The sequence below is a fragment of the Pseudomonas sp. GL_093 genome (assembly GCF_057837605.1).
Map to the genome: position 1 here is coordinate 6,142,355 of NZ_CM174448.1, position 18,698 is coordinate 6,161,052.

The 18,698-nt window shown below is 60.1% G+C and carries 16 protein-coding genes; 4 read left to right on the forward strand and 12 right to left on the reverse strand.

What is annotated here, in order from left to right; all coding sequences use genetic code 11:
• Nucleotides 1–54: 54 nt before the first annotated feature.
• Nucleotides 55–1,389 (reverse strand): RNA helicase RhlE1, encoded by a 1,335-nt coding sequence (gene rhlE1 / locus AC3IUE_RS28350; RefSeq protein ID WP_046048739.1) that lies wholly within the window; start codon nt 1,387–1,389, stop codon nt 55–57.
• Between the two features lie 65 nt (nt 1,390–1,454).
• A complete protein-coding gene (gene yedA / locus AC3IUE_RS28355) occupies nt 1,455–2,381 on the reverse strand; it encodes a drug/metabolite exporter YedA (protein WP_489264374.1) in 927 nt (308 codons plus the stop codon).
• 163 nt (nt 2,382–2,544) lie between these two features.
• On the opposite strand from yedA, the gene AC3IUE_RS28360 reads away from it, so the two are divergent.
• Nucleotides 2,545–3,000, forward strand: coding sequence for an Lrp/AsnC family transcriptional regulator (locus tag AC3IUE_RS28360; protein WP_102615750.1), 456 nt, complete (start codon nt 2,545–2,547; stop codon nt 2,998–3,000).
• Nucleotides 3,001–3,147: 147 nt separating this feature from the next.
• On the opposite strand, the gene AC3IUE_RS28365 is transcribed toward AC3IUE_RS28360, so the two are convergent.
• From AC3IUE_RS28365 to AC3IUE_RS28375, 3 genes are all read right to left on the reverse strand, one after another.
• On the reverse strand, nt 3,148–3,759 hold the full coding sequence (locus AC3IUE_RS28365) for a 3'-5' exonuclease (RefSeq protein WP_033054214.1): 612 nt from the start codon (nt 3,757–3,759) through the stop codon (nt 3,148–3,150).
• 22 nt (nt 3,760–3,781) lie between these two features.
• Nucleotides 3,782–4,261, reverse strand: a complete 480-nt coding sequence (locus AC3IUE_RS28370; protein ID WP_046048735.1) for a LabA-like NYN domain-containing protein — start codon at nt 4,259–4,261, stop codon at nt 3,782–3,784.
• A gap of 137 nt (nt 4,262–4,398) precedes the next feature.
• Nucleotides 4,399–5,154 (reverse strand): DUF2076 domain-containing protein, encoded by a 756-nt coding sequence (locus AC3IUE_RS28375; RefSeq protein ID WP_489264375.1) that lies wholly within the window; start codon nt 5,152–5,154, stop codon nt 4,399–4,401.
• Nucleotides 5,155–5,332: 178 nt separating this feature from the next.
• On the opposite strand from AC3IUE_RS28375, the gene AC3IUE_RS28380 reads away from it, so the two are divergent.
• Together AC3IUE_RS28380 and AC3IUE_RS28385 are read left to right on the forward strand one after the other, a co-directional pair.
• On the forward strand, nt 5,333–6,007 hold the full coding sequence (locus AC3IUE_RS28380; protein WP_489264376.1) for a YciC family protein: 675 nt from the start codon (nt 5,333–5,335) through the stop codon (nt 6,005–6,007).
• Between the two features lie 256 nt (nt 6,008–6,263).
• On the forward strand, nt 6,264–7,340 hold the full coding sequence (locus AC3IUE_RS28385; protein WP_489264377.1) for an endonuclease/exonuclease/phosphatase family protein: 1,077 nt from the start codon (nt 6,264–6,266) through the stop codon (nt 7,338–7,340).
• A gap of 134 nt (nt 7,341–7,474) precedes the next feature.
• Here AC3IUE_RS28385 and AC3IUE_RS28390 read toward each other — a convergent pair whose 3' ends face one another.
• From AC3IUE_RS28390 to AC3IUE_RS28410, 5 genes are all read right to left on the reverse strand, one after another.
• Nucleotides 7,475–8,311, reverse strand: coding sequence for an ABC transporter ATP-binding protein (locus AC3IUE_RS28390; protein ID WP_046048732.1), 837 nt, complete (start codon nt 8,309–8,311; stop codon nt 7,475–7,477).
• Nucleotides 8,299–9,102, reverse strand: coding sequence for an ABC transporter permease (locus tag AC3IUE_RS28395; RefSeq protein ID WP_008149230.1), 804 nt, complete (start codon nt 9,100–9,102; stop codon nt 8,299–8,301). The genes AC3IUE_RS28390 and AC3IUE_RS28395 overlap by 13 nt, the downstream gene beginning before the upstream one ends.
• A 9-nt stretch (nt 9,103–9,111) precedes the next feature.
• The gene (locus tag AC3IUE_RS28400; protein WP_489264378.1) at nt 9,112–10,098 is read right to left on the reverse strand and encodes an ABC transporter substrate-binding protein; all 987 of its coding nucleotides are present in this window, start codon (nt 10,096–10,098) and stop codon (nt 9,112–9,114) included.
• A gap of 398 nt (nt 10,099–10,496) precedes the next feature.
• Nucleotides 10,497–11,867, reverse strand: coding sequence for an aspartate aminotransferase family protein (locus tag AC3IUE_RS28405; protein ID WP_489264379.1), 1,371 nt, complete (start codon nt 11,865–11,867; stop codon nt 10,497–10,499).
• 31 nt (nt 11,868–11,898) lie between these two features.
• Nucleotides 11,899–13,392, reverse strand: a complete 1,494-nt coding sequence (locus tag AC3IUE_RS28410; protein WP_489264380.1) for an aldehyde dehydrogenase — start codon at nt 13,390–13,392, stop codon at nt 11,899–11,901.
• Nucleotides 13,393–13,617: 225 nt separating this feature from the next.
• On the opposite strand from AC3IUE_RS28410, the gene AC3IUE_RS28415 reads away from it, so the two are divergent.
• A complete protein-coding gene (locus tag AC3IUE_RS28415; RefSeq protein ID WP_046048823.1) occupies nt 13,618–14,532 on the forward strand; it encodes a LysR substrate-binding domain-containing protein in 915 nt (304 codons plus the stop codon).
• Between the two features lie 6 nt (nt 14,533–14,538).
• On the opposite strand, the gene hrpB is transcribed toward AC3IUE_RS28415, so the two are convergent.
• Nucleotides 14,539–17,058 (reverse strand): ATP-dependent helicase HrpB, encoded by a 2,520-nt coding sequence (gene hrpB / locus AC3IUE_RS28420; protein ID WP_489264381.1) that lies wholly within the window; start codon nt 17,056–17,058, stop codon nt 14,539–14,541.
• 632 nt (nt 17,059–17,690) lie between these two features.
• Entirely contained in the window at nt 17,691–18,692 is a 1,002-nt protein-coding gene (locus tag AC3IUE_RS28425; protein WP_489264382.1) for a hypothetical protein, read from the reverse strand.
• Between the last annotated feature and the right edge of the window lie 6 nt (nt 18,693–18,698).

Genomic DNA, 18,698 nt, shown 5'->3' on the forward strand with positions numbered 1-18,698 from the left:
GCCCCTTGGGGAGAGGGTTAGGGTGAGGGGCTGGATCTCAAGCCGATCACACCATCAAGGCTTCTTCTTACGCGGTCCAGTATTAAACACCGGCACCTTCCGCACAGGCTTGATCGAAGGCTCCGGCGCCGAAGCATCCCCACTCTCGACCCATTTACCCAAGTTGCGTTTACCGCCACCGGAGGTCTTCGGCTTCTTCGGTTTTTTCGGCTTCTTGACCACCTGACCGCTGGCATCGGTATCCGGCACCCGGTGCTCAGGCTCGAAGTCATGCTCCATCTGGCGAGGCAATGTCTGACGGGTCAACGTCTCGATGGCCGACAGCAGATTCACTTCATCGGCGCAGACCAACGAAATCGCCTGCCCGGTTGCACCCGCGCGACCGGTACGACCGATCCGGTGGATGTAGTCCTCCGCCACGATCGGCAGGTCGAAGTTGACCACCAATGGCAAATCTTCGATATCCAGACCACGGGCCGCGACGTCGGTGGCCACAAGAATCTGCACTTCACTGGCCTTGAAACGGTCCAGTGCGCGCTGGCGGGTTGCCTGAGGTTTGTCGCCGTGGATGCCGTCGGCATTGATGCCCAGCCCCTGGAGTTTTTCCACCAGCGCATCCACGCCGTTGCGGGTCTTGGCGAACACCAGCACCTGCTTCCACTTGCCCTTGCGCAGCAAATGGATGAACAGCTCCGGCTTGCGCTTTTTGTCGACCGTCACCACCCATTGCTTGACGGTGTTGGCCGCCACGTTGCGCGGGCTGACTTCGATGCTCAGTGGATCGTTGAGCATTTGTCCAGCCAGCAAGCGGATCGCGTCGGAGAAAGTCGCGGAGAACAACAGCGTCTGACGTTGCTTGGGCAGCACGCGGTAGATATTCCCCAGTTCCTCGGAGAAACCCAGATCAAGCATGCGATCGGCTTCGTCCAGAATCAGGGTTTGCAGCTGATTGAACTTGAGGGCCTTCTGGCGATACAGGTCGAGCAAACGACCCGGCGTCGCCACCAGCACGTCAACACCCTTGCGCAGCTTCATCATTTGCGGGTTGATGCTGACGCCGCCGTACACCGCGTAAGTGCTCAACGGCAGGTTCTCGGCGTACTGACGCACGGCTTCGTGAACCTGTTCGGCCAATTCGCGGGTCGGCACCAGGATCAGAGCGCGCACCGAGTTAGACGCCACTTTCGGCCCTTCCATGGCCAGCAATTGCAGGAGCGGCAGCGCGAAGCCGGCGGTCTTGCCCGTCCCGGTCTGGGCGGCGGCCATCAGGTCGCGACCGGCCAGTACCGCCGGAATGGCTTGCGCCTGAACCGGCGTCGGGGTCTGGTAGCCGAGCGTCTCGAGAGAGCGCAGCAAGGGTTCGATCAGGCCAAGGGAGGCGAAAGTCATGGGATTACCGTAGGAAAAATCAGCGCGGTTGTGCAAAACGAGTGTGCAATGGCGCGCAGTTTACCCTAATTCACGCTCGATTCTGTCGGCACCGCTACGGCAGGTTGAACGGGAGTTCGACGCCACTGCGGCAACCCGATCAACACCACGGCGCTGATGATCACCGCCATGGCCAATGCTTCTTCGATACCGATGGTCTCGCCCACAAACACGATTCCCAGCAACACCGCCACGGCCGGGTTGACGTAGGCATAACTGGTGGCCGCCGCCGGACGCACGTTTTTCAACAGATACATATAAGCGTTGAAAGCGATGATCGAACCGAAGAAGGTCAGGTAGGCCAGGGCCGCCCAGCCTTCGATCGGCGGCATGGCCTCCAGATGCTCACCGCTCAGTGCACTGCCGATCAGCAACGCCACGCCGCCCACCAGCATTTCCACGGCACTGGCCATCGCGCCTTGTGGCAACGGCAAGTGTTTGCTCCACACCGAACCGAATGCCCAGGAAGCTGCGGCGAATATCAGCAACGCGGCACCCAGCGGGCTCGATTGCAGGTTGGAACCGAGGTTGAGCATGGCGATGCCGATCAGCCCGAGCACAATCCCGGCCCATTCGAGACGGGTATTACGCGCGCCCCAGAAATATCCGCAGAGCAAGGTAAACAGCGGCACCGTCGCCACCGCCAACGCTGCCACACCCGAAGCGACACCCATGTGTTCGGCCACGCTCACCCCGCCGTTACCGCACGCCAGCAGCAAAATTCCGATGATCCCGGCAGCTTTCCACTGCGCCCAGGTCGGTGCCGGCGCCCCGCGCCAACGCAGGAACGCGTACATCAACGTCCCGGCGATCACGAAGCGGATGCCGGCGAGCAGCAACGGCGGCCAGTACTCCACGCCAATGCGAATCACCAGGTAAGTCGAGCCCCAAATCACGTACAACGCGAAAAAGGCAGCGATCAACGGTAAGGGAAAACGACGTAAGCCAGGCATGGGGCAACTCGTAGGCAAGACAAGTGAACAGCTATTCTAGAAAGGCCAGCGGCGTAAAATAAGTTACAAAACCTGTTTATAGCGCCGGTACACTTTTCAAAACACGGAGATCATCGCTATAAACCGTGTTTTCGAAAGTCAGTCATTTTTCAGGAGTCCGACGATGGACAAATACGACCGCATGCTCCTCAGCGCCCTGTTGGAAAACGGTCGTGCGTCCTACGCCGACCTGGCGCGCAAGGTCAACCTGTCCGCCCCGGCCGTAGCCGAGCGCGTGGCCAAACTCGAAGCCTGCGGGGTGATCACCGGTTATCAGGCGAAAGTCGACATGGCCAAGCTGGGATTGCCGATCCAGTGCGTGATCGAACTGCGTTTGAACCAACACGGTAATCAGAAGGCCTACGACGACCTGATCAAAATCCCGCAACTGACCGAATGCCATCGAGTGACGGGGGATCCGTGCGTGATCATGCAAGCGGCCGTGGGCTCGATGCCGGAACTGGAAGAGTTGATCAACCGGATCGCCAAGTTCGGGTTCAGCAAGACGTCGATTGTATTGTCGAGCGCAATAGAGAAGCGCGTGCCGTTGGGGCAGTTGGAGGGGAATGGCAGAATCTGAAACGGCGCAGTCCCTGTGGGAGCGAGCTTGCTCGCGATAGCGGCGTGTCAGTCAACATCAATGCTGAATGATAAATCGCCATCGCGAGCAAGCTCGCTCCCACAGGGGATTTGTGGTGTGTCATTCAGAGGATTTGTGGTGTTTCAGTCAGAACCCGCGATGGCGCTTCAGATGCTCATTGATCTTCGCCGCCGGCACTTTCTGCAAGCTAACCAGCAGATCATGGGACAACTCGCGCAACCCGTGCTTGTGCCGCAACTCCTGGGCCAAATGCGCCGTCAGGTTGGCCGCCATCTCGGCATCGGCCATGGCCCGGTGAGCTTTACCGGTGTGAGGCAGGTTGGCGAACGTGGTAAGCGTGCCGAGTTTGTGGTTCGGCGCGGCGGGCATCAAACGGCGGGCGAGTAGCAGCGAGCAGGCAAAGTTCTGCAAGCGTGTGCGTTTGATCCGCCCCAGCTCAAAGTCCCAGAACTTCTGGTCGAACGCGGCGTTGTGGGCCAGCAACGGTGTGATGCCGACGAATTCGTTGACTTCGTTCATCACCTGCTCGGCCGATGGCGCGGTGCGCAGCATCGCATTGCTGATGCCGGTGAGTTGTTCGATGAAGGCCGGGACGCGCACGCCGGCATTCATCAGGCTTTGGTAACGCTCGACGATGCGCCCCTGCTCAAGGATCACCACGGCAATTTCCGTGGCCCGGCAGCTGCTGCTCGGGGAGATCCCGGTGGTTTCAAAGTCGATGACTGCTATGCGTTCCAAACCTGTTTCAACTCCGTAAAAATCAATTCTTGAGCAGCAGCGCGCCTTCGATCGGCACGTAGCGGCTGGCGGCGCGGATCAGCGAGTTGGCCGTCAGGCCCGGCACGCCGTAGGCCACGGCTTGCACCCCGTGCTTGGTGATGATGCGCTCCAGCAACATGTCGAAATCACCGTCACCGGAGGCCAGCACCACTTCGTCGACATGATCGGCGGCGTCCATGATGTCGAGGGTGATGCCCACGTCCCAGTCGCCCTTGGCCGAGCCATCGCTACGCTGGATGTAGGGCTTGAGCTTCACGACGAAGCCGAGGTTGCGCAGGATCTGCTGGAATTGCTGTTGTTTGCTGTCGCCGCGATCGATGGCGTAGGCATAGGCCTCGACGATATCGCCCTGTTTGCTGATATCAGCCCACAGCGCGGCATAGTTGAAATGGCAACCATAGGCCTGACGCACGGTGTAATAGAGGTTCTGAACATCGGCGAACACTGCGATTTTTTTCACCGGTCATCCTCGTTGGCGCGCCGGAGCGCGGGCAGGATCAGGCACCAGGCCCGAAAAGTTGCCCAGTATGCCAGCCTGAAGGATTGTTCCGCGAATAATCGGCCCGAAGCGCCGCAGCGCTCCGGACGAATGGCGTATCAGACGAAGGAGTCGTCGTCGCCGCCGAAGAACGATGAGCTGTCATCGCTGTAGTCGGCGTCGGTAAAACCGCCCTGATCACTGGAGTTGTCAGCCACACGCTGATCATCGCCCCAGCCCTTGTCACCGTTCTGATCGTTGACCTGAGCCGGTTCTTCCTTGATCACTTCAACCACTTCCGGCTGCTGATTGTGATGGAACAGGCTGCTGATGCCTTGCGCCAGCATCACGCCACCGGCCACACCAGCGGCGGTTTTCAGCGCACCACCGAGGAAACCGCTGCCGGCAGGCTGTTGCGGGGCGTAATTCTGCTGAGGCGGCGCGGCACCGAAGTTTTGCTGAGGTGGCTGCGAGTTGAACGACGGCCGTGCCGGTTCACGCCAGCCGCCACCGCTCGATGCGGGTGCACTTTGAGTCGGCGCTGGCTGCGGATCACGGGAACCGCCACCAAAGATGCTCGACAGGAAGCCACCGCTGCTCGGTGCCGCAGCCGCCGGCTGAGCCTTGGCCGATTGCAGTTCGGCCTGCAATTGCTGGACTTGCTGGGCGAGTTGTTTGTTCTGTTCGTCGAGGCTTTTGATGGCGGCCTCTTGCACCAGAATCGCCTGGGTCATGAAATAGCCTGCCGTAGGCTGGCGAGTCAGGTGTTCCTTGATCCGCGCCTCGGCCTGGGCGTCGCGCGGGGCTGAGTCCGTTTCGGCCTGTTGCAGCCGGGAAAACAGTCCATCGATCAGGGTTTGTTCTTCGCTGTTCATGGCGACCTCGTAGATTGCCGGGAATATCGTCGCCCTTATCCACTGTGGATAAGGTGCTCATCTGTAATGGAGGCTGATACAGGATGTTTCAATGGTCTTTACCGAACGTTTACGTTTGCGCCCCAAAGCGCTTCATCGGTTAAAGTGGGCCACTGCTTTCAACCTGCGATACCGACTGATGAATTCGTTCGATGTGCTGCGTGACTCTCTGTACTTCTTCAAGCGCAATCTGGGCCAGATCGTGCGGCTGTGCCTGCCGCTGGTAATCTTCGAGGCGGTCCTCCAGCAAGTGGTCGACCACTCCACCGAGCCGGACAGCTTTCCCGGTATCAGCGTGATTGTCGGCCTGCTGGTCTACCCGCTGTACACCGCCGCGCTGATTCTGTTTCTCGATGCCCGCAGCCGGGGCGAGTCACCGCGCAATCGCGACCTGCTGGCGAGGGCCGCCTACCTGTGGCCGCGCTTCGCCGTGCTCACTGCGCTCAATACCTTGCTGATCCTGATCGGCCTGTCGCTGTATTTCCTGCCGGGCATCTGGCTGATGGTGACCCTGGCGTTTGGCGAGTACCTGCTGGTGCTGCGCGGCTTCGCACCGCTGGCGGCGATGAAGGAAAGCCTGCGCCTGAGCCGCGGCAACTTCCTGCGCATTCTGGTGTGCATTCTCTGTGTGATGGGCCCGTTGTGGGTGCTCAAGGGCGCGACCCTGGCGGTTTACCCGGAACCGCAGAACCCGGTGGTTTCCCTGCTGATCGACAGCGCCCACAGCTTCCTGCAACTGTTCGTCAGCGTGGTGCTGTTCCGCCTGTTCATGCTGATCGATGATGTGCCCGAGAAAATTGACGGCCCTCTTTGAAGAACAACGCACCCCCTTGTAGCAGCTGGCGAAGCCTGCGTTCGGCTGCGTAGCAGTCGTAAATCCGGTATGCACGGTGTGCCAGAAACCACGCGGGGTCTGAACTAACGACTGCTTCGCAGCCGAACGCAGGCTTCGCCAGCTGCTACAGGGTGCGTGTTTCGGCTAATTGCTGAGCAGGCCGTTTCACTCTTGGGATTAAACCCGACGCTCGGTTATGCTCGGGGTCAACTTTTGTAACGCTATAAGCCGAGCCATGACCCGTCTACTGCGCTACACCCTGCTGGGCCTGTTGACCGTGGCCGGCCTGATTGCCCTGATCTACAACCTGACCTGGCGCCCCGAAGCCAAGGAAGCCTTGCCGGTCAGTTGCAACGCCCAGGCACCGACGCTGGTGCCCGGTCAGGCGCTGAAGGTGATGACCTGGAACGTCCAGTACCTGGCGGGAAAACGCTACGTGTTCTGGAATGACCTGGCGGCCGGCAATGACGAAAAACCTACGCCCGAAGACATGGCCTTCAGCCTCGATGAAGTGGCGCGGGTGATCCGCGACGAACAACCGGACGTCGTGCTGTTGCAAGAGCTCGATGACGGCGCCAAGGCCAGCGATTACCAAAACCAGTTCAAACTGCTTCAGGAGCGGGTCGCGGACCTGTATCCGTGCAGCACTCACGCCTTCGACTGGAAAGCCGACTTCGTGCCCGAGCCGCACATCTTCGGCAGCGTCGGCCGGCAGCTGGCCACCCTCAGCCGCTACCAGATCGAACATGCCGAACGCCTGCAATTACCGGTCGCACCAGCCAATTTCATCACCCGCCAATTCAAACCGAAAAACGCCTTGTTGGTCACGTATCTGCCGTTGAGCGGCGGCGGTCAGATAGCGGTGCTCAACACCCATCTGGACCGCGTTATCCCGCCCGACGAAACACTGCAATCCCAGGTGACGGCCACGGTCAAAGTCCTCGACAAGTTCGAAAGCCGCAGCACGCCGTGGTTGATCGGTGGGGACTTCAACCTGTTGCCGCTGGGGCAATATCGACGCCTGCCCGACGCGCAACGCACGCCCTACTCCGCCGACAGCGCGCTGCATGTGCTGTGGGACAAATACCCGATGATCCCGACCAACAACGAAGCCAGCGGCATCGACCGGGCGCAGTGGCTGACCCATTACCCGAATGATCCGGGCTTGAACGGCCCGGACCGGACTGTCGACTACCTGTTCTACAGTCCGCGGATCAAACGGGTCGAAGCGACGGTGAGGCAGGACGACACCTTGCGGATCTCCGATCACTTGCCGGTGATCGCCCGTTTCCTCTTGCCTGCAGCGCCTTAATCTCAGACCAGCGCATAACCTGTGGGAGCGAGCCTGCTCGCGAAGGTGTGTCAGTTGATATCAATGTTGCTGACACACCGCTTTCGCGAGCAGGCTCGCTCCCACAGGGATTTGTGGATGGCCGGCATTTCGGCTCAATGCTCCTCCTCCAGCTCATCGTGCAATAGCCCGAAGATCTTGCGCTTCATGTCGATGAACGAGCGCTCCATGACCATGTCCAGGGTCCGTGGGCGTTCGATCGGCACGTCCAGAATCTGCTTGATCCGTCCCGGCCGCGCGCCCATCACGTAGACCCGGTCGCCCAGCAGAATCGCCTCGTCGATATCGTGGGTCACGAACAACACGGTCTTCTTGCTATTGCCCCAGACCCGCAACAACAGCTGCTGCATTTGCAGACGCGTCTGGCTGTCGAGTGCACCGAATGGCTCGTCCATGAGCAAGATTTGCGGATCATTGGCCAGCGCCCGAGCAATCGCCACGCGCTGCATCATGCCGCCGGACAGCTGCTTGGCGTAGTTGTCGGCAAACCCGGTCAGGCCGACTTCATTGACGTAGTAATCGACGATCTCCTTGCGCTGAGCGGCTGCCATACCGCGACGCTTGAGGCCGAACTCGACGTTCTGCCGCACCGTCAGCCAAGGGAACAGCGTGTAGCTCTGGAACACCATGCCGCGATCCGCACCCGGCCCTTGAACTTGCTGACCACCCACGTAGATCTCGCCTTCCGTGGGCTCATTCAAACCCGCCGTGAGGTACAGCAGACTCGACTTGCCGCACCCCGAAGGCCCGACCAGCACGGCGAATTGTTGATCCGGCACTTCGAACGACACCTGATCCAGCGCGGTAAACACGCCACCGTCGGGCTTTTGATAGCGAAGGCTGACCTTGTCCACTTGCAGCCGGGGCGCGGCGTGCACCGGGGCGGCCTGTGGCGTGACGAAACGAGGGTTGACGGCGCTTACTGAGCCCATGCGGCGATCCTCAGACGGAGAAAACGGAACAGTTGATCGGTGACCAGGCCCAACAGACCGATGATCGCGATAGCCAGGAAAATCACATCCACTTGAAAGCCGCGCATGGCTTTAAGGCTCAAGTAACCCAGACCGCTGGAGGCCGCAACCAGTTCGGCGACCACCAGGTAAGTCCAGGCCCAGCCCATGGTCACACGCAAGGTGTCGAGCACACCCGGCAACGACGCCGGGGCGATCACATGCAGCACCGCATCGCGACGGTTTGAACCCAAGGTGTAAGACGCGTTGATCAGGTCCTTGGAGATGCCTTTGGACACGTCCGCGATCATCACCAGTTGCTGGAAGAACACGCCGAAGATGATCACCGAAACCCGCTGCTCCAGGCCGATGCCGATCCACAGAATGAACAGCGGCACGAACGAAGTTACCGGCAGGTAGCGGATGAAATTGACCATCGGCTCAAGGAACGCCTGGACGATGCGAAAGCTGCCCATCAGCAACCCCAGCGGCACCGCCACCAGCGACGACACGATGAAACCGACCATGACCACTTCGAGGCTGGCCCACACATGCAGACCGAGCGTGCCGTCGCGGCTCAGGCGCACGGCGGCCTCGACCACCGCGCCCGGTGTCGGCAAGAACATGCCCGGCACCACGCCGCCGTAAGACAACCCGGCCCAGAGGCCGACCAACAACACCCAGGCCAGACCGCTAGCGCTCCAGATCACCGACACCGGCAAACCGGTCTTGGGCGTGATGCAGCGGCTCAGCCATGAATTGCGCTTGAACATGCAAACCTCCTAGAGCGGGCTGACGAAGCGGTTGTCGATCAGGTCGTCATTGCTGACGTTGTAGGGTTTGCCCTGCAATTCACTGGCGGTCTCGTTGGCCAGTTTGATCAGCGGTTCGCTGTCGCCCGGTTTGCCCGGCGAGCCGAGGAGTTTTTCGCTCATGGCCTGATCGTAGAAGCGCACGCCTTGCGCGGCTGCGGCCAGCTCCTTCGGATCGGCGAGGTAACCGCCGACGCCTTTGGCCATGATTTTGTAGGCTTCTTGCGGATGATCCTTGGTGTACTGGACCGCTTTGTACAGACCGGCCACCAACGCCTTGACGTCTTCCGGCTGCCTCTCGATGACCGTGCAGTTGAGCGCGACCACGTCGACAATCACTCCCGGCGTACTGCTGCTGTCGATCAGCACCTTGCCTTGTTGCTTGCTGCGAACCATCGACAGGTGCGGTTCCCACGTCACCGCGGCTGGCACGCGACCGGCGATGAACGCGGTAGCGGCGTCGTCGGCTGTCATGTTCTGCACGGTGATGTCGCTCATTTTCATGCCGTGTTTTTTCAGCAGGTAAGACAGCCAGAACTGCGAAGTCGACCCTTCGTTCACCGCCACGGCTTTGCCTTTCAGCTCCTGCAGACTTTTGACGTCCTTGCCAACCAAAACACCGTCGCCACCATGGCTGTCATCCAGTGCAGCTACAGCCTTGAAGCAGAATTGCGGGCGGTATTTGAGCACCTCATCGATGGTCGACGCCGAGCCCGACAATTCGCCCGAGGCTTGCGCGGCCATGTACATCGAGGCCTCTTCGACGACGGGTAATTCGACGGTCAAACCGTTTTCCTTGAAATAGCCCAGGTCCTGAGCCAGGTAGAGCGTGCCGTAACCGACCCATGTGGTGTGGCCGATAGAGAGGGTGCCGGCCTGGGCGCTGGTGGCGACCGTCGCGGCGATGGCGGTGACCGCCAGTGGATGTGCGAAGCGGGTAAGCAAGGACTTGATCATGGAGCACTCCCAAAGCTGTTGATTTAGTTTTGTCATGGGCAGTACGGCCAGCGGCCTTGGAGAAGTGCTGCCACCTGAGGTCTCTGATGGACCTTTCGGCGAGCAGCGTTTGGCTGACTGGCGAGGTCGATGTTGGCCCAAGGCGGGGATTAGGAAAATTAGGAAATATGTCGATGGGAGTGATGAAAAAACTGGGTAGCGCGCACTGCGAAAGGGCGCTGTGGGCGGGGATGCCCGAGGTGGGTGCAAAAGCCTGGAGAGGTGTGTTGGATGTGCCATAGCAATCGCGAGCAGGCTCGCTCCCACACTGGATCTGTGTCGATCACAAATCCAATGTGGGAGCGAGCCTGCTCCGGGCGGCGTTCCGACGATAAGGTCCGAAGGACCTTCCGGCAGCGTCAGAGCCGACCGTATTCCTGTGCCGTACGATCAACGGCTTTCAGAGTTTTGCCAACCAGCTCATCAACCTCTTCACGACTGGCAATCAACGCCGGCGCCATGATCATCCGTCCCAGTGTCGAGCGAATAATCACCCCCTCTTCAAAGCCAATCGTGCGGCAACGCCAGGCAATGTCGTTCTCATTGGCAAAGCGCTTGCGACTGGTTTTGTCTTCAGCCAATTGCAGCGCCGCCACCATGCCGACACCCTGAATATCGCCCACCAACGGGTGCTTGCCGAACACCTCGCGCAAGCACTGTTGCAGGTACGGCCCGATGTCATCCTTGACCCGCGCCACCACCCCTTCATCACGCAATGCCGTGAGGTTGGCGATGGCCACGGCCGCGGCCACCGGGTGCCCGGAGTAGGTCAAGCCGTGGGCAAACACCCCGCCCTGCTCCACCAGTACCTGAGCCATTTTCTTCGACAGAATCAGACCGCCCATGGGGATGTAACCCGAGGTCAAACCCTTGGCGATCGACAGCGTGTCCGGCTCGAAACCGAAGTGCTCGTGGGCGAACCATTCGCCGGTGCGACCGAAGCCACCGATCACTTCATCTGCACACAACAGCACATCGTACTGGCGGCAGATCCGCTGAATTTCCGGCCAGTAACTCTCTGGTGGAAAGATCATCCCGCCGGCGCCCTGGAACGGTTCGGCGATGAACCCGGCGACCTTGTCCGCACCGAGTTCGAGAATCTTAGCTTCGAGTTGCTGCGCCGCCCGCAGGCCAAATTCAGCCGGGGTCAGGTTGCCCTCGTGGGCGAAAAAGTACGGCTCATCGATGTGTTCGATGTCGGGAATCATGCCGCCCATTTCGTGCATGAACTTCATGCCACCGAGCGCCGTCGCTGCCAGGGTCGAACCGTGGTAACCGTTCCAGCGACCGATCATGATTTTCTTCTCGGGCTTGCCGAGGATCGTCCAGTAACGGCGCACGGTGCGGATCAGCACCTCATTGGCCTCGGAACCGGAGTTGGTGTAGATCGCGTGGCTGTAGTGCCCTGGCAACAGGCTGAACAACAGCTCCGACAACTCGATCACCTGCGGGTGGGTGGTGTGGAAAAACATGTTGTAGTACGGCAACTGCTCCAGTTGACGGGTCGCGGCGGCGGCCAGATCCTTGCGGCCGTAACCGAGGTTGGTGCACCACAGCCCGGACATGCCGTCGAGGTAACGCCGACCATCGTTGTCCCACAGGTGCAGACGCTCGCCACGGACCATCACCCGAGGTCCTTCATCGTTGAGCGCTTTTTGATCGACGAATGCGTGGATGTGGTGCGCAGCGTCGGCGGCCTGGTAGTCGCGGGTTTCACGTGGTGTGGTCATCGCCAGTTCTCCGTTTTGTTATTAGCGGCTGTTATGAGCGCAGCTGAAACCAGGTGGTCTTCAACTGGGTGTATTTATCGAATGAATGCAGTGACAGGTCACGGCCGAAACCGGACTGCTTACCGCCGCCGAAAGGCACGGTCACGTCCAGCGCATCGACGCTGTTGACCGACACCGTGCCCGCCCGCAATTGCCGCGCCACGCGGTGGGCGCGGTTGAGGTCGTCGGTCCACAGCGACGCGGCCAAACCATAGACGCTGTCGTTGGCCAATTGCAAAGCGTGTGCCTCGTCATCGAACGCCGTGACCGCCAGCACCGGGCCGAACACTTCATCGCGAAACAGCGGCATGTCAGGGCTCACGCCGGTGAAAATCGTCGGCTGGATGAAGTTGTCGGAGCCGTTGAAAATCGACTGTCGACCGCCACAGAGCTTTGTTGCGCCTTGGCGTTCGGCCTGCTGGATGAACTTCATGATGCGTGCGGTCTGACGGCTGTCGACAATCGCCCCGGCGCGGCTCGACGGGTCCAGTGGATCACCCGGCTGCCAGCATTCGGCGTGCGCTTTGAGGCGCTCGACGAACTCGTCATGAATCGAACGCTGCACCAGCAACCGCGAGTTGGCCGAACAGACTTCACCCTGATTGAAGAAGATCCCGAACGCGGCTTTCTCTGCGGCGAGATCCAGGTCCTGACAATCAGCAAACACCAGATTGGCGCTCTTGCCACCGCACTCCAGCCACACCTGTTTCAGGTTCGATTGCGCGGAATACTGCATGAAATATTTGCCGACTTCGGTGGAGCCGGTGAACACCAGGCAATCGACGTCCGGGTGCAAACCGAGGGCTTTGCCGGTCTGCTCACCGAGCCCCGGCAACACGTTCAGCACGCCGGCTGGCAGGCCGGCTTCCAGCGCCAGCTCGGCCAGACGCAGGGCGGAAAACGGTGACTGCTCGGCGGGTTTGAGGATCACCGAATTACCCGCCGCCAACGCGGGTGCGAGTTTCCAGGCGGCCATGTCCAGCGGGAAATTCCAGGGCACCACGGCAGCGACCACGCCCAACGCTTCGCGGGTGATGGTCGCCAGCACGTTCTGCGCGCTCGGGGCGATCTGGTCGTAGAGTTTGTCGAGGCTTTCGGCGTACCAGCGAAACACCCCGGCGGCGCCCGGGACGTCGATGTTGTAGGCGTCCATCACCGGTTTGCCCATGTTCAGCGAATCGAGCAGCGCCAGTTCTTCGCGATGGGTCATGATCAGATCGGCCAGGCGCAACAGCACTTGTTTGCGCTCATTCGGCGAACGCGCCGACCAGGTGCCGGCCTCGAACACTTGCCGCGCATTGCGCACCGCGGCGTCCACGTCTTCATTGCCGCACGCGGCCACGTTGGCCAGGCACTGGCCGGTGGCGGGATTGATCGCGGCGAAGGTCTGTCCCGACTGTGCCGCACGGGGTTTGCCGTCGATCACGGCTTGATCGGGAAACTGCAGCGCAGCGGCTTTGTTTTGCCAGAATGTAAGCTCGAACACGTTCAGATGCTCCATGGGCTTTCTTGTGGTTTGGATGGTGGCCCAGGCCTGTGTCCAGGAAAAATAGTAAAAATGTCTTCGCAGACCATGAAAAAACTGGGCAGCCGATCTCCCCGCTGGCGCGGTATGTGGTTATTGTTCAGGCATAACAACACCGTCGTCAGAACGGATGCAGTCGGCGCGAAAATTGCCTGGATGTCGAAATCATCCACCCCGAGGTTTGCCGTGGCTGCCTACAACCTGCGTCAATTGAAGTACTTCATCACCACCGTCGAATGCGGCAGCGTCGCCGAGGCGTCGCGCAAGCTGTACATCGCCCAACCGGCGATTTCCACGGCGATCAAAGGCCTGGAAGACAGCTTCGGCGTGCAACTGCTGATCCGTCATCACGCCCAGGGCGTGTCCTTGACCCCCAGCGGCGCGCGCTTCTACCGCAAGGCCCAGGAACTGTTGCGCATGGCCAAGGAGTTCGAACAGAACGCCCTCGCCGACAACGACGTGGTGGCCGGGCAAATCGATATCGGCTGCTTCGAAACGGTCGCGCCGCTGTACCTGCCGCAATTGATTGCCGGGTTTTCGGCGCTGTATCCGGGGGTGAAAATCCGCATCCGCGACGGCGAACAGCAAGAGCTGGTGCAAGGCCTGACCTCGGGCACCTTCGATTTGGCGATCCTGTATGAACACGACCTCGACGCCACTATCCAGACCGAACCCTTGATGCCGGCGCAGCGGCCTTATGCGTTGCTGCCGGCGGATCATCGCTTTGCTCAGCTGAAACAAGTGTCGCTGCGTGACCTGTGCCTGGAGCCGATGATTTTGCTGGACGTGCAACCGAGCCGGACCTACTTCGTCAGCCTGTTCGAAGAGTTGGGACTGACGCCGAACATTGCCTTCAGCTCACCGTCGATCGAGATGGTCCGGGGTATGGTCGGGCAAGGGTTCGGTTTCTCGATCCTGGTCACCCGGCCGCACTCGGAATGCACCTATGACGGCCAGAAAGTGGTGTGCGTGGACATCGTCGAAGACATCACCGGCTCAGGGCTGGTGGCGGCGTGGCTCAAGCGCGGGCAACTGACCAAACCGGCGCAGTTGTTTGCGGATTATTGCCGGGAGCAGTTGACGGCCAAGGCTGCCTCTTGAACATCTTCAGCTTTTACGCGGTTTGATTCGAGCGGTCGCCTCGGCCACCAACGGATCATCCGGCCAGTAGTGCTTCGGATACCGACCTTTTAAATCTTTCTTCACCTCGGCATACGTGCTGCGCCAGAAGTTCGCCAGATCCTGGGTCACCTGCACCGGTCGCCGCGCCGGGGACAGCAAATGCAGTTTGACCACCTGCCGGCCACCGGCAATCCGCGGGGTCTCGGCCAGGCCGAACAGCTCCTGCAACCGCACCGCCAGAATCGGCGGCTGCTCGCTATAATCCAGGCGAATCGATGAACCCGATGGCACGCTCAAATGATGCGGCGCCAGCTCATCGAGCCGTTGCGGCAGTGGCCACGGCAACAGGTTATGGACGATGCTCGACAAGTCCAGATTACCGAAGTGACTGAGCCGCGAAACTTTGCCCAGGTACGGCATCAACCAGTGTTCGAGACTTTTGAGCAATGCAGCATCGCTGACATCCGGCCATTCACTCTGCTCTTTACTGCTGAGGTCCAGCTGTCGCAGCAACGCCACTCGCGCTTGCCACTGACGCAACTCTGGCGTCCAGGGCAACAGCTCCAGACCTTTGCGGCGTACCAGGTTCACCAGCGCCTGACTGCGGGCGGTCTCATCGAGTCCGGTCAACGGTTCGCGGCTGAGGATCAATTCACCGACCTTACGCTGACGCTCGGCGCGCAACACGCCTTCACGCTCATCCCAATCCAGTTGATCGACGCAGCGCACCTGTTCGGCCAGCACTGAATCGAACAGCGCCGGATCGAAATCCGCCGCCAGATAAATCCGTTCTTCACGCTGACCCTGACGACTGCCGAGATCGGCGATCACCAGCCACGGCTGCTTCATCAAACTGTCGGCTTCGGCGAACAACGCCGCACGGCCATTGGCCAAACGATACTCCGCGCCACCGGCACGACGCTGCTGGGCAACGCGGTCGGGATAGGCCAACGCCAACAGCGCGCCGAGCCAGCGCGGATGATCCGGATCGCTGACCGGTTCCGACGCCTTGCCCCGCAGATATCCGCGATACTGCCGCGCCAGTTGCCGGGCTCGTTGCACGCCACCCTGAGCGCCGCGCGCGGCCCGTTCCTCACCGGACAACAGCACCAATCGGCTGTGCAGATCCGCCCCGGCGCCACGCAAAATATCTCGCTCGCCGAGCAAGGCCGCGACATCACAGGCCATGTCGGCCAAGCCGAGCGCCTGACCGCGCAACAGCAAATGCGCGATACGCGGATGCGCTGGCAGTTCGGCCATCGCCTGGCCGTGACGGGTCAGCGCTTCGCCGTCCAATGCGCCCAGGCGATCAAGCAAGTCCTGAGCCTGTGCATAAGCGGCCGCGGGCGGCACGTCGAGCCACACCAATTGCCCCGGTGTCACGCCCCAACGACCGAGCTGCAACGCTAATCCGGCAAGATCCGCCGAGAGAATTTCCGCACTGGCATAGGCAGCCAGTTGCTCGTGCTGGTCTTGCGACCACAACCGATAACACACGCCCGGCTCCAACCGCCCTGCCCGGCCCGCGCGCTGAGTGGCGCTGGCTTTGGAAATACGCTGAGTATCGAGGCGGGCCATGCCACTGCCCGGATCGAAACGCGGCACCCGCGCCAGCCCGGCATCGATCACCACACGCACACCGTTGATGGTCAGGCTGGTCTCGGCGATGTTGGTCGCCAGCACCACTTTGCGTTTGCCGGCGGGGGCCGGATCGATCGCCGCGCGTTGCGCCGCCAGATCCAGTTCACCGTGCAACGGGCAAAGCAGAACCTGTGTGCTATCGCCCAGTGCATCGGCGAGTTGCTGATGCACCCGACGGATTTCCGCCTGCCCCGGCAGGAACACCAGCACGCTGCCGGTTTCATCGTTCAAGGCTTCGAGGATGGTTTGCACCAAGCGCGGCTCGATGAATTCACCGGGCTGGAACGGTCGGCCCCAGCGCATCGCCACCGGGTACATGCGGCCTTCGCTGCGCAGTATCGGCGCGTCATCGAGCAACCCGGCCAGGCGTTCGCCTTCCAGCGTTGCCGACATCAACAGGATTTTCAGCGGTTGATCGTCACGAAACAGCTCGCGGCCATTCAGGCTCAAGGCCAGCGCCAGATCGGCATCGAGACTGCGCTCGTGGAATTCGTCGAAGATCAGCAGGCCAACGCCTTCGAGCGCCGGGTCGTCCTGCAAGCGTCGGGTGAGAATGCCTTCGGTGACCACTTCGATACGGGTTTTGGGGCCGACTTTGCTGTCGAGACGAATGCGATAGCCGACGGTTTCGCCGACCTTCTCGCCCAGCTCACTGGCCAAGCGCTCCGCTGCTGCCCGCGCAGCCAAACGGCGCGGTTCGAGCATCAGAATGGTCTGCCCGGCCAACCAGGACTCGTTGAGCAAGGCCAACGGCACGCGGGTGGTTTTACCGGCGCCGGGCGGTGCTTCGAGCACGGCTTCGTGGCGTGTAGCCAAGGCTTCACGCAGGGCGGGTAAAACTTCATCAATCGGCAAAGAAATCATGCTGGCTCCCCAGGGCGTGCCCACAGTAAATTGCGAGTCGCGTTGGAGCTGTGGGCGTGCCAGGCAAGGCGCGGGACGCCGGTAAGGGTCGTTTCCTTACCAAGTCCCGCAACGCAGCATGGCACGTCCACAGCTTCAGCCCGGAGGGCCGAACCCCAGTAAAACTTATTAGCCATTGCGCGTGGTCGATCTGGAAAAAACAACTTCAGTACTCAACTAATCCTGGAAGGGGTGAGACGCGGCCGAAATTTACTGTGGGCACGCCCTGCCGCCGCGAGTATAACGGCGAAGCGCCCGGCTCAATGTAACCGGGCGCTCAGAATCTAGATTTTGAATGCGGTTCGTATGCGCGTCGCTATTTCAGCGATAGTCACTCCACGCAACCCTATGGCTTTCATGTCCACGTCCAGTGAAGGCATGACATCCAGAAACTGCCGTAAATCTTCTGCGATGCTTTCCGGTAGATCAAATTCAGAGTCTGCTGAAAGAAGCCGAGACAAAACAATAATGTCTTTCAGGTGTTTATTGCTTTTGCGGCCGGCATTCGACTCTTCGGCTGGCTGCAACGCCGCCGATCAGCACATATCGATCCGCGTGGCCGGCAAAGGCCCCGCGAAAGGTGTCCAGTCCTTTTACCATTCGATCTTCTCCATCATTTCATCAAGGCTGATCTGGACTCTGTCGTTTACGTCATCCTTTAAGCTGAGGTAGAGAGACAGAGGGTCCACACTTTCTCTCGACACTGGAACACAGGTTTTGCCAAGAATGTGATCGGGAGAGTAACTCCAGATTTCGACCTCAAAATCTGGATCATCAAATCGACCGACTTCTTTGCGGCCAGAGCCCCTGACCTCCAAGTCCCACTCTTCTTTAGAAAACGCGATTATCGGTATCGGGGGCTCCCCGAGCATCGACGCTTTGCTGAGCGCAGACAGACCAGCCAATCTCTGTAACAAAGGGGGCCAATCAGAGTACGTCACCCGTTTCACCGGGTTTTGTAATGCTGGAAGGGCTTTTTCCCAGATAACTTCAGGCGTCGCTACAAAGCGCCAGCGAGGTGGTTTGTCATTCGAGGCAGGCTCTATCAATCCGAACGATTGGAATTCTTTCATCGCTCTGGACATTGTCATTTTCGAATACGCCTCCCCCCCCACCAGATCTCCGCCTCGAAAGGTAAAGTCCTTATCCCACCCTCGGCTGATGGCTGCGATAAGCAGTACCTGGCTCGCTGGGCCCATGACTTGTTTTTCGACTTGCCTGCTGCGAAAAAACTCACGCAGATCCATTCCAAGCTGTGGAGCGAAGAGTTGATTGCCAGGCACTACAAACTGAACGCCCGACTCGATGAGACGTTTTCTTTCATATGATTTGAGTGCACCGGTCGCGTAGAGGATCGGGTGATCCACCATTGTCTGCAGAATTTCGATGTGCTTGCGGATCGTCGCAACGTTTTCAAAAGGCTCGTGAGCAAGCAATACGAGGCATTGCCGATCGTAGAGCGTCACGATGTCGAAGGCGTATTCGTCCAAGAGGTAAAAGGGTAAACCTTTGGTTTTCCCCCAGCGCTTGATTTCGGGTTTAACCCCGAAAATCGATTCGAAGTAATCTTGAATCTCTTGTCTGTTGGTTTTCACTTCGAC